At 63.4% G+C, this 11,802-nt stretch carries 13 protein-coding genes; 4 read left to right on the top strand and 9 right to left on the bottom strand.

Annotated features, from left to right (window positions below; translation table 11 throughout):
• Positions 1-23: 23 nt before the first annotated feature.
• The 3 genes from VV088_RS01885 to ybeY are packed head-to-tail and all read right to left on the bottom strand — an operon-like array spanning position 24 to position 1,523.
• A complete protein-coding gene (locus VV088_RS01885; RefSeq protein WP_334599111.1) occupies positions 24-227 on the bottom strand; it encodes a hypothetical protein in 204 nt (67 codons plus the stop codon).
• 56 nt (positions 228-283) lie between these two features.
• The gene (locus VV088_RS01880) at positions 284-1,063 is read right to left on the bottom strand and encodes an XAC2610-related protein (RefSeq protein WP_334599110.1); all 780 of its coding nucleotides are present in this window, start codon (positions 1,061-1,063) and stop codon (positions 284-286) included.
• The gene (gene ybeY, locus VV088_RS01875) at positions 1,053-1,523 is read right to left on the bottom strand and encodes an rRNA maturation RNase YbeY (RefSeq protein ID WP_334599109.1); all 471 of its coding nucleotides are present in this window, start codon (positions 1,521-1,523) and stop codon (positions 1,053-1,055) included. The genes VV088_RS01880 and ybeY overlap by 11 nt, the downstream gene beginning before the upstream one ends.
• A 133-nt stretch (positions 1,524-1,656) precedes the next feature.
• On the opposite strand from ybeY, the gene spoVAD reads away from it, so the two are divergent.
• Both spoVAD and spoVAE read left to right on the top strand, forming a co-directional pair.
• A complete protein-coding gene (gene spoVAD / locus VV088_RS01870; protein ID WP_334599108.1) occupies positions 1,657-2,670 on the top strand; it encodes a stage V sporulation protein AD in 1,014 nt (337 codons plus the stop codon).
• Between the two features lie 9 nt (positions 2,671-2,679).
• On the top strand, positions 2,680-3,036 hold the full coding sequence (gene spoVAE, locus VV088_RS01865; RefSeq protein ID WP_334599107.1) for a stage V sporulation protein AE: 357 nt from the start codon (positions 2,680-2,682) through the stop codon (positions 3,034-3,036).
• Between the two features lie 107 nt (positions 3,037-3,143).
• On the opposite strand, the gene plsX is transcribed toward spoVAE, so the two are convergent.
• Both plsX and VV088_RS01855 read right to left on the bottom strand, forming a co-directional pair.
• Positions 3,144-4,184 (bottom strand): phosphate acyltransferase PlsX, encoded by a 1,041-nt coding sequence (plsX, locus tag VV088_RS01860; RefSeq protein ID WP_334599106.1) that lies wholly within the window; start codon positions 4,182-4,184, stop codon positions 3,144-3,146.
• Positions 4,181-4,426 carry a helix-turn-helix domain-containing protein gene (locus VV088_RS01855; RefSeq protein ID WP_334599105.1) on the bottom strand — a complete coding sequence of 82 codons (246 nt, stop codon included), beginning with the start codon at positions 4,424-4,426 and terminating at the stop codon, positions 4,181-4,183. Before VV088_RS01855 ends, plsX begins: the two co-directional genes overlap by 4 nt.
• A gap of 72 nt (positions 4,427-4,498) precedes the next feature.
• Here VV088_RS01855 and VV088_RS01850 point away from each other — a divergent pair, with 72 nt between their 5' ends.
• The gene (locus VV088_RS01850; protein WP_334599104.1) at positions 4,499-4,723 is read left to right on the top strand and encodes a hypothetical protein; all 225 of its coding nucleotides are present in this window, start codon (positions 4,499-4,501) and stop codon (positions 4,721-4,723) included.
• Here the strand turns inward: VV088_RS01850 and trmFO are convergent.
• The 3 genes from trmFO to VV088_RS01835 form a co-directional block, all read right to left on the bottom strand.
• Entirely contained in the window at positions 4,694-6,019 is a 1,326-nt protein-coding gene (gene trmFO, locus VV088_RS01845; RefSeq protein ID WP_334599103.1) for a methylenetetrahydrofolate--tRNA-(uracil(54)-C(5))-methyltransferase (FADH(2)-oxidizing) TrmFO, read from the bottom strand. The genes VV088_RS01850 and trmFO overlap by 30 nt on opposite strands.
• Positions 6,020-6,092: 73 nt before the next feature.
• Positions 6,093-8,435 (bottom strand): type I DNA topoisomerase, encoded by a 2,343-nt coding sequence (gene topA / locus VV088_RS01840; RefSeq protein WP_334599102.1) that lies wholly within the window; start codon positions 8,433-8,435, stop codon positions 6,093-6,095.
• 24 nt (positions 8,436-8,459) lie between these two features.
• The gene (locus tag VV088_RS01835) at positions 8,460-9,680 is read right to left on the bottom strand and encodes a DNA-processing protein DprA (RefSeq protein WP_334599101.1); all 1,221 of its coding nucleotides are present in this window, start codon (positions 9,678-9,680) and stop codon (positions 8,460-8,462) included.
• 111 nt (positions 9,681-9,791) lie between these two features.
• Between VV088_RS01835 and VV088_RS01830 the strand changes: the two genes are divergently transcribed.
• Positions 9,792-11,027 carry an MFS transporter gene (locus VV088_RS01830; RefSeq protein ID WP_334599100.1) on the top strand — a complete coding sequence of 412 codons (1,236 nt, stop codon included), beginning with the start codon at positions 9,792-9,794 and terminating at the stop codon, positions 11,025-11,027.
• Here VV088_RS01830 and VV088_RS01825 read toward each other — a convergent pair.
• Entirely contained in the window at positions 10,972-11,760 is a 789-nt protein-coding gene (locus VV088_RS01825) for a TrmH family RNA methyltransferase (protein ID WP_334599099.1), read from the bottom strand. The two genes, VV088_RS01830 and VV088_RS01825, sit on opposite strands and share 56 nt — an antisense overlap.
• Between the last annotated feature and the right edge of the window lie 42 nt (positions 11,761-11,802).

Raw genomic sequence — 11,802 nt, 5'->3', positions numbered from 1 at the left:
AGCGGTTCCCCGGACGGTTTTGGTTAATGAAATTTCTTGTACAGGTCCTCGTGGAACACATGCTTGCGCACAAAGCGGGTCACAAACAGCATGCCGCAGGCCATGGCACAGGTGATGAGATAGGGGGTCAGGTCGAACTCAAAGTTCCAGCTTCTCCCCTCCTGACGGCCCAGGTCCTCATAGTTGTCAAATTCGTCCTCAATGGCGGTCAGTCTGATTTTTTTCATGATAATCTCTCCTTCTTATGATAATCTTATTGGATATGGCAACTGTAGGGGCGGCTCTATCTTGTCTCGCCGTGATAGTTGATATCCTCCCACTTCATGCGCGCCTCAAAATACTCCTCCTCCGGGTCCAAAGGGTATTCCTCTCGGAACACCTCGGTCAGTTCATCGTTGATCCGGTCCCGTACAGTCAGAACGAAGGGGCTGTCATAATCACTATAATCCTTGGCAAACAGCTCAATCCGCCGCACACACACCAGCTCGCCGTCCACCCACCGGTGAATGGTGCTGACTCCATCTCCTGCGCCGCTTGCCCGGTTCCAGCCGAAGATCGACCGGGTCTCAGGGTCCAGCACAGGGGACGAGATCGCGGCGTACTCCGGCTCCTCCACAAACAGCCCCTGTTCCTCGTCCCAGCGCATACAGTGGTACAGCTCCGCCTGGATGCCTCGGGCAAACAGAATGGTAAAATCCGGGTAGCCGTCGAAGTTGACGTCCAAAATCTGGTGTTCGTTGGGAAACCCGCCCTCCCAATCCACCGATTGAAGGGGTTGGTCCATGTGCGCCGGGTCCCAGACAGCAACATGCTGATAGGTAGCCAGCTCCAACGGCTCCTCATAGGGGACCGCCTCGGCGGTCACAAGCAGGGTTCCCATCCGGCCTCCGGTGTCCACCAGGAAGGCGTTGTGGGTGTCGTCGATGGGCTGCTCCTCCAGCAGCTCCTGGGCAGTTTTGGGCTGCGGAGGAGGTTCCACCGGAGAAGACGCCTCTCCTCCGGCCTCCTGACACCCAGCCAGCAGAAGGGCAGACAGGACCAAAAGCAACAGCTTAATCCGCATCGGATGCCTCCCTCTGAATGCCAAGTCCGCCCAGGATGGCCTCCTCTCTGGCCCGCATCTGGGCTTTCATAGGACCCTCGTCCAGGTGGTCGTAGCCCAGCAGGTGGAGCACCGAGTGGACCGCCAGGTAGCACACCTCCCGCTCCGGGGAGTGGCCGTACTCCGCCGCCTGAGCGCGGGTCCGCTCCAGGGAGATCATCATGTCCCCCAGCAGCACCTTTCCGGTATCCGGGTCGGCCCAGTCCGCCTGGGGCTTCTCTCCGGGGGACAGCTCGAACATGGGGAAGGACAGCACATCGGTCGGCCGGTCCACCCCCCGCATGTCCAGGTTGGTCTGGCGAATGCCCGCATCATCGGTGACGCACACCTCCACCACACAGGGGACCTCCACCCCCTCCCCCTCCAGGGCGGCCAGGACGGCCCGGCGGATCTGCTCCTCCACCAGCGGGGGCGTGTCCACCTCGGCTCCGATATAAACTTCATGGTCTATAATGGGTCATTCCTCCTCTCTGTCCGTTTATTATACGAAAAATAACAGGAGAGGTCAAACATATTTTCTCCGTCCTGCGGAAAAATACCCAGGAGGTGAGACTATGACGACCAAAAAAATCGGCGCGCAGACGGCGGCTCTGGCCAATCCCCCCTCCTTCGCCGGCTGGGCCAACGTTGCCGGCAAAAAGGAGGGGGAGGGTCCCCTGGCGGACACCTTCGACTATATCGACGGCGACGACACCTTTGGGGAATCCACCTGGGAGAAGTCGGAGAGCGCCATGCAGAAGCAGGCCCTGGGCCTGGCCCTGAACAAGGCGGGGCAGGCGGCGTCCAGCCTGGACTGGCTCTTCGCCGGGGACCTCTTAAATCAGTGCATCGGCTCCTCCTTCGCCGCCCGGGGGCAGGAGATCCCCTTCTTCGGCCTGTATGGGGCCTGCTCCACCATGGGGGAGGGGCTGGCTCTGGCCTCCATGACCCTGGACGGCGGCTTTGGGGAGTGGGCAGCGGTGACGGCCTCCTCCCACTTCTGCTCGGCGGAGCGGCAGTACCGCAATCCCCTGGAGTACGGCGGACAGCGCACCCCCACCACCCAGTGGACCGCCACCGCCGCCGGAGCCGCCGTGCTGGCCCGGGAGGGTCCGGGACCCTATATCACCCATGTCACAGCGGGCAAAATCGTGGACAAGGGAATTACCGACACCAACAACATGGGTGCGGCTATGGCCCCCGCGGCCCACGCCACCATCACCGCCCACTTCAGCGACACGGGCCGCTCTCCCAGCAGCTACGACCTGATCGTCACCGGCGATCTGGGCGTTCTGGGCAGCGAGCTGCTCATCGAGCTGCTGCGCAAGGACGGCATCCAACTCCACAACCACGCCGACTGCGGGGCCATGCTCTTCGACCTCCAGAACCAGGACGTCCACTGCGGCGGCTCGGGCTGCGGATGCTGTGCCTCGGTACTCACCGGACACCTGCTCAACAGCATGAAGGCGGGCAAGTGGAACAACATTCTTTTCTGCCCCACCGGGGCCCTCCACTCCCCCATCTCCGCTTTCCAGGGGGAGAGTATCCCCGGTATCTGTCACGCCATTGCCATCTCGACCACGAAATAGGGGGATTTTATGGAATATCTGAACGCGTTCCTCTGCGGAGGCATTCTGTGTGTCATCGGGCAGGTCCTCATCGACAGGACCTCCCTCACCCCCGCCAAGATCCTGGTGGCCTACGTCACCGCCGGGGTGATCCTCAGCGGCGTGGGGGCGTACCAGTACCTGGTGGACTGGGGCGGCGCGGGGGCCACCGTGCCCCTCACCGGCTTTGGCCATCTGCTGGCCAAGGGGGTCAAACAGGCGGTCAGCCAGGACGGCCTCATCGGCGCGCTCACCGGAGGCTCCACCGCTGCTGCCGGGGGGATTACAGCCGCCATTTTCTTCGGCTTTTTCGTTGCCCTGATCTGCAAGCCAAAACCAAAGACGTAAGATGGAACACAAACGGACGCCACCGCTGCGGTTGTGACGTCCGTTTGTCATGGATGGATTGTAGCTTCAGCACAGGAGCCGATCAGACGGCAGATAGGCCGGCAGGCTCACTCTTTCTCCGCGGCGGCGGGGGTGTCCAGCCGCATCAGGTCGATATTGTTGGTGATATCCTCAATGATGCCGGAGGCAATATACTCTTTGGTCTTGGCGATGGCGCTGCGGATGGCCTTGGCGTCGGAGGAGCCGTGGGCCTTGATAACCGGCTTGGAGATGCCCAGCAGGGCGGTGCCTCCCACCTCGCTGGAGTCCATCTTCCGCTTGAACTCCTTCAGCCCGCCAGACACCAGCAGGGCGGCCAGCTTGGTGAACAGGTTTTTCATAAACATGGCCTTGATCTCCCGGGCCAGATACAGGCCGGTGCCCTCCATAGTTTTCAGAAAAATGTTCCCGGAGTAGCCATCGGAGACAATCACGTCCACCGCCCCCTGCACCGCCTCCCGGGCCTCCACATTGCCCACGAAATGGATGCGCCCGGCGTCGGAGGCGGCCTCCAGCATGGGGTAGACGGTGGTCTGGAGATCCGTGCCCTTGGAGGGCTCCGCGCCGATGTTCAGCAGGCCCACCTTGGGCTTCTCCCGGCCCAGCACCTTCTCGGCGTAGTAGGAGCCCATGTAGGCAAACTGGAGCAGATACTCCGGGGGACACTCGGCGTTGGCCCCGCAGTCGATAAGCACCGCCCCGCCGTTTCCGGTGGGGACCACGGGGGCCAGGGCCGCCCGGCGGATGCCCTTGATGCGCTTGGTCACCAGGGTGGCGGCGGACAGCAGCGCCCCGGTGGACCCGGCGGAGATGAAGGCGTCCCCCGCGCCGTTTTTCAGCAGGTTCAGGCCCACGGTGAGGGAGGAGTCCTTCTTCTTGCGGAAGGCGGTGGCGGGGTCGTCGCACATCTCCACCACCTCGCTGGCGTGGGCGATCTCCATCCCGGAGGGCAGGTCGCTGATGCCGTTGTCGGCCAGGGTTTTGAGAATGTCCTCCCCCCGGCCCACCAGGATGACCTCCACCCCGTCCTCTTTGTTGGCCTGGATGGCCCCCATCACCGGGGCCTGGGGCGCATTGTCCCCGCCCATGGCATCTACGATGATTTTCATAGTGGTCCTTCTTTCTTCAGCGGTCTTGGCTCATCAATGAGGCCCAGTAAATAGTCGGCGGATACGTTGTAGTGCTGGCAGATCATGGTCAGCTTTTCAAATGTCGTGGTCTTACGGCCGTTTTCCATCTCGACGATTTGATTCGGCTTTACACCCAGCAGCTCTGCAAGGTCGGCTTGTTTCTCCCCGGCCTGATTCCGAAGCTTTTTCAAGCGGAGCCCATATAAATCTTTATGAAACATAGCCTACCCCCTTGACAACCACACTAAAAGAGTGTATATTGAATATATCCTTTTAGTGTGGTGGTGCTGCATATGGACGAACAGCTGAAAGAGTTCTTCTTCGACGAACAGGACCGGGGACGCCTGATCTTTGAGGATTCCCCGGAATATGACGGCCTGCTTCGTCAAAGCCTGTCCCTCTTCCCGGACGGCGACCTGCCCCAGCCAATCTTCGACCTGATTGAGACCGCCAGCTGCCTCTCCTTCGCCCACGGGTTCAAGCTGGGGCTAGGTCTGCGGGAATGGGCGGCACGATAGCTCCAGCTTGTCCAGCGCCTCCAGCGCCCGCTGGGAGATAGCGGCGTTTTTGTTCCGCTTGCCCTTCACCCGATAGCCCAGCGGGGGGATCAGGCCGAAATTGATATTCATCGGTTGAAAGTTTACCACACTTTGGTCACTGATGTAAAGAGCCAACGCGCCCATAGCCGTCTCCTGGGGGAAATTGGCAGGTTCTTTTCCCTCCAGCCGCCGGGCCAGCTCCACCGCCGCCAGACACCCGGAGGCGGTGGATTCCACATACCCCTCCACCCCGGTGATCTGCCCGGCGAACATCAGCCGCTCCGCCCCCCGCACCCGGTAATACCGGTCCAGCAGCCGGGGGGAATCCAAAAAGGTGTTCCGGTGCATCACGCCGTAGCGGACATACTCCGCATGGTTCAGGGCGGGAATCATGGAAAACACCCGCTTCTGCTCCGGCCACTTCAGATGGGTCTGGAAGCCCACCAGATTGTAGATGGACCCCTGGGCGTTGTCGCGGCGCAGCTGGACCACAGCGAAGGGCTCCCGCCCTGTTTTGGGGTCCTTCAGCCCCACCGGCTTCATGGGGCCATAGCACAACGTGTCCCGCCCCCGGCGGGCCATTACCTCCACCGGCATACAGCCCTCAAACACCCCCGCGTCCTCAAAGCCGTGGACCTCCGCCTCCTCCGCCTGGGTCAGCGCGGTCCAGAAGGCGTCGTACTCCTCCGCCGTGAGGGGGCAGTTGATATAGTCCGGGGTACCCCGGTCGTACCGGGAGGCGAACCAGGCGCGGTCCATATCGATGCTGTCAAAGGTGACCAGAGGGGCGGCGGCGTCGAAAAAGTTCAGATATTGGCTGTTGGGAAAGAGCTTGGCGATCTCCTCCGACAGCGCCACCGAGGTCAGCGGCCCGGTAGCCAGGATCACGTTCCCCTCGGGGGGGATCTCGGTGACCTCCCCCTCCACCACGGTGATGCAGGGGTGGGTTCTGATCCGCTCCGTAATGGCGGCGGCGAAGGCGTGACGGTCCACCGCCAGGGCGCCCCCCGCCTCCACCCGGTGCTCGCCGGCGCAGGACATGATCAGGGAATCGCACCGCCGCAGCTCCTCCTTCAGCAGACCCGCTGCGTTTTCCAGCTGGTCGGAGCGCAGCGAGTTGGAGCACACCAGCTCCCCAAAGAATTCACTGTGGTGGGCGGGGGTCATTTTGCGGGGCTTCATCTCCCGCAGCTCAACGGGAATCCCCCGCCTGGCCAGCTGCCACGCCGCCTCGCTCCCCGCCAGGCCGGCGCCGATCACGATGACTTGTTCCATGCTTCCTCCTTCGTCCCCCCAGGGGAACGGCCCCCTTCGAACATGCCGCCTCCCTTTGCGAAGGGGGGGCTTTTTACGTCTTCTTGGCCGCCGTTTTCTTGGCCGCCGTTGGTTTTTTCACGGCGGTCTTCTTTGCGGTTGTCTTTTTCTCCGCCCCTGCTTTCGCGGCGGTTTTTTTCGTCGCTGTCTTCTTGGCGGCGGACTTTTTGGGCTTCTCCTCCGTCCCTTCCGTCTCGGCGGGCGCGGCACCTTCCTCCGCGGCGGAGGGCTTTTTCCAGCCGCCCCGCTTCTCCTCCGGGGTAAAGTTGGAGCATGCTTCGTTGATGCAGAAGGGCTTCTTGGCCCCCCGGCCCGACTTCTTGAACATGGTCTGGCCGCAGACCGGACAGTTGTCCTTCACCGGCACGTCCCAGGTAATGAACTCGCATTTGCTGGCCTCATCCTTGGCGGAGCGGTGCTCACAGCAGTAGAAGGTGTACTGCTTGCCCGACTTTTTGGACTTGCCGGTGCGCTTGAACAGCCGTCCGCCGCACTGGGGACACTTGCCCGGCATTTCCACCACCAGGGGCATGGTGAAGTCGCACTCCGGCCAGCCGGGGCAGGCCAGAAACCGGCCAAACCGCCCCGACTTGATGACCAGGTTCTTTCCGCACTGGGGACAGATCTCCTCCGACACCTCGGCAGGCACCTTGATCCGCTCCCCGTCCAGGTCCTGCTCGGCCTGGGTCAGCTCGGCGGAAAACTCCTTGTAGAAGTCGGCCAGCAGCGCCTTCCAGTCGGTGGAGCCCTCCTCCACCTTGTCCAGCCGCTGCTCCATCTGGGCGGTGAAGTCGTAGTCCACAATGTCGTGGAATTTGTCCTTCATCAGGCCGGTGACCACCTCCCCCAGGGGGGTGGGACGGAGGGCTTTGCCCCCCTCCTTCACCACATACTCCCGGTTCATGATGGTGGAGATGGTGGGGGCGTAGGTGGAGGGCCGGCCGATGCCCTGCTCCTCCAGGGCCCGGATGAGGCTGGCCTCGGAGTACCGGGCGGGGGGCTGGGTGAAGTGCTGGTCCTTTTTCAGGCCCTTGTGGGTGAGGGGCTCCCCCTCCTTCAGGTCGGGCAGGGGGGAGGTCTTTTCCTCCTCCTCCTCGTCCTTCCCTTCCTCGTAGACGGCGGTGAAGCCGGAAAACTTCAGCGACGAGTGGCTGGCCCGGAAGATATAGCCGGAGTTGGCCGCGTCGATGGACAGGCTGTCGTAGACGGCGTTGGCCATCTGGCAGGCCAGAAACCGGGACCAGATCAGCTTATACAGCTTGAACTGCTCGGCGGTCAGGTCCTTTTTGATGTCCTCGGGGACCAAGGTGACGTCAGAGGGGCGGATGGCCTCGTGAGCGTCCTGGGCGTTGCCCTTGGTCTTGAACTTCCGGGGCTGGGCCGGGCAGTAGGCGGAGCCGTACCGCTGGCCGATAAAGCCCCGGGCAGCGTTCACCGCCTCGTCAGACAGGCGCAGGGAGTCAGTACGCATGTAGGTGATCAGGCCCACCGCCCCTTGTCCGGCAATGTCGATGCCCTCGTAGAGCTGCTGGGCCACCGACATGGTGCGGGCGGGAGACATGTTCAGCTTGCGGGACGCCTCCTGCTGGAGGGTGGAGGTGGTAAAGGGGGGGGCGGGCTGGCGGTTCTTCTCCTGTCGCTTCACCCGGGATACCGACCAGGCTCCGGCGGCCACGGCGTCCATCACCGCCTGGGCCTCCGCCTCGCTGTGGAGCTCCATTTTCTTGTCCCGACCGTGGAACTGGGCCTTGAAGGAGCCCAGGTTGGGGGCCACCCGCTCCAGGTCCGCCTCAATGGACCAGTACTCCTGGGGCTGGAAGGCCCGGATCTCCAGCTCCCGCTCCACCACCAGCCGGGTGGCCACCGACTGCACCCGTCCGGCGGACAGCCCCCGGCGGATCTTCTTCCACAGCAGGGGGGACAGCTGGTAGCCTACGATCCGGTCCAAAATGCGCCGGGCCTGCTGGGCGTCCACCAGGTTCTGATCGATGGCTCTGGGGGCGGCGATGGACTGCTGCACCACATGTTTGGTGATCTCGTTGAAGGTCACCCGGTAGGTCTTGTCGTCGGGGATGCTGAGCAGCTCCTTCAGGTGCCAGGAGATGGCCTCCCCCTCCCGGTCAGGGTCGGTGGCCAGATAGACCTTATCCGACCGCTTGGCCGCCTTCTTCAGGTCGCTGATCACATCCTCCTTGCCCTTGATGGGCTGGTAGTCGGGCGTAAAGCCGTGCTCGATGTCCACGCTCAGCCTGCTTTTTGGCAGGTCCCGGACATGGCCCATGGACGCCTTTACCTCATAGCCCGGCCCAAGGTATTTGCCGATGGTCTTGGCCTTGGACGGGGACTCTACAATCACTAAATCTGTCTTATTTGCCACGTTGGATTTACCTCCAGAGATTGATTACGGTTCCAGCTCCACCAGGGCGTAAAACCGCCGGCCGGGGCGCTCCTCAACGGCCCCCTGGACCTGGAGCATGGTCAGTGCGGACAGCGCCCGCTTCATGGGGATCTGGGTCTGCTCCACCACCTCGTCGGCGGAGAGGGCCCTGCGGGCCGTGGCGGCCAGAATGGCCAGCTCGTCGTCGGTGAACCGGGCCTTCTGCTGGCCGCTGGAGACCCGCTCCCGCAGGGGGGCGGCCTCCGGCTCCGCCGGGGCGGCGGACTCCTTCCGGGGCTTGTCCCGCACCTCGGACAGCCGGGCTCTGGCCACCTCCGGAGGCAGAGGCGCGGCTCCGCCCAGCTTGAGGGGGAACTGACCGGCAAAATCCTCCAAAATGTCCTCCGCCCGCTCCACCAGCCTGGCCTTGTAGTCGTGAATCAGGCGGTTGGTTCCCCGGGCGCCCAGCTCGTCCAGGCCCATGGGGATGGCGTATACCTCCCGCCCCTGCTCCAGGGCGTGGTTGACGGTGAGCATAGTGCCGCCCCGCGGCTCGCACTCCACCGCCAGCACGCCCAGGCAGAGGCCGCTCAAAATGCGGTTGCGCTGGGGAAAGTGATCCCCCTTGTGGGGCGTGCCCGGCGGGTACTCCGAAACCAGCGCCCCCATGGCGGCCACATCCTCATACAGGCCCCGGCTCTCCCGCGGAAAGATCCGGTCGGCTCCGCCCGCCAGCAGAGATACCACCGGCTTGCCGGCCTTCAGCGCCCCGGTGACGGCGCAGGAGTCGATGCCCTCCGCGATGCCGGACACCACCAGCGCCCCCTTGGAGGCCAGCTCCATGGCGAACCGCTCCGCCCGCTGGCAGCTCCGGACGCTGGGCTTCCGCATGCCCACGATGCCGATGGCCGCCTCCTCGTCAAAGCGGAAGGGTTTTCCTTTGAGATACAGCACCACCGGCGGAACGGCAATCTCCCGCAGGCGCTGGGGGTAGCCGGCGTCCTGATAGGTCATGATCCGCATGGACAGCCGGTCGCAGTCCCCCAGAATGCGGTTGGGAACGTCCAAGCTCTTGTCCAGCAGGGATTCCTTGGCGGCCGGCGGCAGGTTCAGGGGTTCAAAGTCCTCCTTCACGCCGTAGAAGGCCCGCTCCGGCGTGGTCAGATGGTCCAGCACCATCAGCGCCCCCGCCGCGCCCAGCCCCTTCCGGGTGGTCAGCCACAGCCAGTATTTCAGCTCCGCCATGGTTCTATCCCCTCTTTGCAGAAATTATTCTTTACAAACCAACATCGTTTCAGGTATGGTTATAGTGACGGAGAATTTCTCGGTCAAAATCCAATCAGAAGAAGTGATCATATGTCTGTCCGCCGCCGTCCCCACCGGGCCTGGATGATCTGTCTGGGCGGAGCCCTGGCCCTGTTTGCAGTCATGGGCCTGGGGGTGAATGTCTTCTCCATCTATCAGCCAGAAATCATCCGGCTCAACGGCTTCACCGACGCCCAGGGCTCCTGGATCACCACCATCCGCAGCCTGTTCATCCTGGCCGCCCTGCTGTGCGTCAACCAGCTGTGCGAAGCATTCGGCCTGCGCCGCATCATGAGCGCCGGCGTGCTTCTGGTGGGACTCTCCTGCATCTGCTTCGCCTATGCCGGCAGCTTTCTCATGTACGCCCTCGCCGCCGCCCTCACAGGGGTGGGCTACTGCTGGGCGGGGATGGTCCCCCTGTCCATGGCCGTGGGCCGGTGGTTTCAGGACCGGCGGGGACTGGCCCTGGGGCTGGCCTCGGCGGGCAGCGGGGTGTCCACCGTGTTCGCCCCGGTGCTCCTCACCAAAATCATGGCCTCCGCCGGAATGCGGGCGGCCTTTCTTTGGGAGGGAGCGGTGATCGTTCTGTGCGCCGCGCTGGTGTGGCTGCTGGTGCGGGACCGCCCCGCCTGCCTGGGTCTGGAGCCCTACGTTCAGCAGGGGGCCTCCTCCGCACCGGTCCAGACCGTCCAGCACGGACCGGGCCTGTCCAGAGGCCAGCGGGGACTGCTCCTGCTGGCCGCCCTGCTGATCGGAGCCACCGGCGGGCCGGGCTTCTCCCACCTGACCATGCTCTATACCTCCAACGGGTACAACTATCTCTTTGTGGCCGCCCTGCTGTCCTGCTTGGGGGCCATGATCAGCATCGGCAAAATTCTGTGCGGCCAGGTCTACGACCGGCTGGGCAGCAAAGGCGGCAACCGCTTTGCCTTTGGAACCCTTCTGCTGTCCCTCGCCTTGTGCTGTCTGGCCCCTCTGGGGGGACGGCTCCCGCCCATTCTGGCCATTGCCGCCTTCGGGCTGGGGATGTCCATCACCGCCGTCTCCCCCGCCCGGTGGGCGGCAGACCTTTACGGTCCCGGGGAGTACGAAAGCGGCGTGCGCACCATTACGGTATTCTTCACCGGAGGCATCTTCGTCTTCGGGCCGCTGCCCGGTCTTTTGGCCGGCTGGCTGGGCAGCTATGTCCCGGCCTACGCAGTATTTTTCCTGCTTCTGCTGGCCGCCTTCCTTATTGTTCAGGGCCTGTACCGGCAAGCGTTTCCCGGGCCATCTCCCAGAGGATGACCGCCGCTGCCGCCGCCGCATTCAGGGATTCGCACCGGCGGGACATGGGGATGCTCAACGTTCCGGAGCACACCTCCAGTACCGCCTGAGACACCCCCCGGCCCTCGCTGCCGATGACCACCGCCGCGTTGGACAGGTTCAGCGCCCGCACATCGGCGGTATCCTTCCCCAGGGCGGCGGCGTACATGGGAATGCCCGCCCCCTGGAGCAGGGCGGTCAGCTCCTCCAGGGTACATTGATAGATAACCCGGCGGAAGTGGACCCCCATAGCGGCCCGGATGGTTTTCGGGCTGTTGATATCGGCGCAGCCGGGGAGGAGAAATACCTCGTCACAGTCAAAGGCGTCCGCCGTGCGCAGGATGGCGCCCACGTTGCCAGGGTCCTGGACCCCGTCCAGCACCAGATACCGTCCCGGCTCCAGACGCTCAGGCGGCTGGTGTCCCATGGACATACAGGTGAACACCACCCCCTGGGGGGTCTTCATGGGGCTGACCGACTCCATCACGCTCTCGGTGACCTGGATGATGCGGGTCCCGCGGTCATCGAAGGGGGGCAGCTCCACCCCCTGGGTGTACAGGAGGGTTTTGATGCCAAAGCCCCACAGCTCGGCCTCCTCCAGCAGCTTGGGGCTGTCGCACAGCATCTCGCAGGTCTCCTCACGGTAGCTCCTGGAGGCGGCCAGCTTTCGGAGATGGCTACAGATGGGATTCTTTCGACTGGTAATATACTCCACAGCAAAACCTCCTCCAGGCGATTCTTATATCATAAAGGTATC

This window comes from Lawsonibacter sp. JLR.KK007 (genome assembly GCF_036941135.1).
GTDB lineage: Bacteria > Bacillota > Clostridia > Oscillospirales > Oscillospiraceae > Lawsonibacter.
This window is presented reverse-complemented; position numbering and strand designations above follow the sequence as displayed.

What these genes read in the sequence shown, in the direction of transcription:
- spoVAE (WP_334599107.1), top strand. Translation starts at nt 2,680, where the DNA reads ATGGAATATCTGAACGCGTTCCTCTGCGGAGGCATTCTGTGTGTCATC.
- VV088_RS01830 (WP_334599100.1), top strand. Translation starts at nt 9,792, where the DNA reads ATGTCTGTCCGCCGCCGTCCCCACCGGGCCTGGATGATCTGTCTGGGC.
- VV088_RS01835 (WP_334599101.1), bottom strand. Translation starts at nt 9,680, where the DNA reads ATGGCGGAGCTGAAATACTGGCTGTGGCTGACCACCCGGAAGGGGCTG.
- VV088_RS01850 (WP_334599104.1), top strand. Translation starts at nt 4,499, where the DNA reads ATGGACGAACAGCTGAAAGAGTTCTTCTTCGACGAACAGGACCGGGGA.
- spoVAD (WP_334599108.1), top strand. Translation starts at nt 1,657, where the DNA reads ATGACGACCAAAAAAATCGGCGCGCAGACGGCGGCTCTGGCCAATCCC.
- plsX (WP_334599106.1), bottom strand. Translation starts at nt 4,184, where the DNA reads ATGAAAATCATCGTAGATGCCATGGGCGGGGACAATGCGCCCCAGGCC.
- trmFO (WP_334599103.1), bottom strand. Translation starts at nt 6,019, where the DNA reads ATGGAACAAGTCATCGTGATCGGCGCCGGCCTGGCGGGGAGCGAGGCG.
- VV088_RS01880 (WP_334599110.1), bottom strand. Translation starts at nt 1,063, where the DNA reads ATGCGGATTAAGCTGTTGCTTTTGGTCCTGTCTGCCCTTCTGCTGGCT.
- VV088_RS01855 (WP_334599105.1), bottom strand. Translation starts at nt 4,426, where the DNA reads ATGTTTCATAAAGATTTATATGGGCTCCGCTTGAAAAAGCTTCGGAAT.
- VV088_RS01885 (WP_334599111.1), bottom strand. Translation starts at nt 227, where the DNA reads ATGAAAAAAATCAGACTGACCGCCATTGAGGACGAATTTGACAACTAT.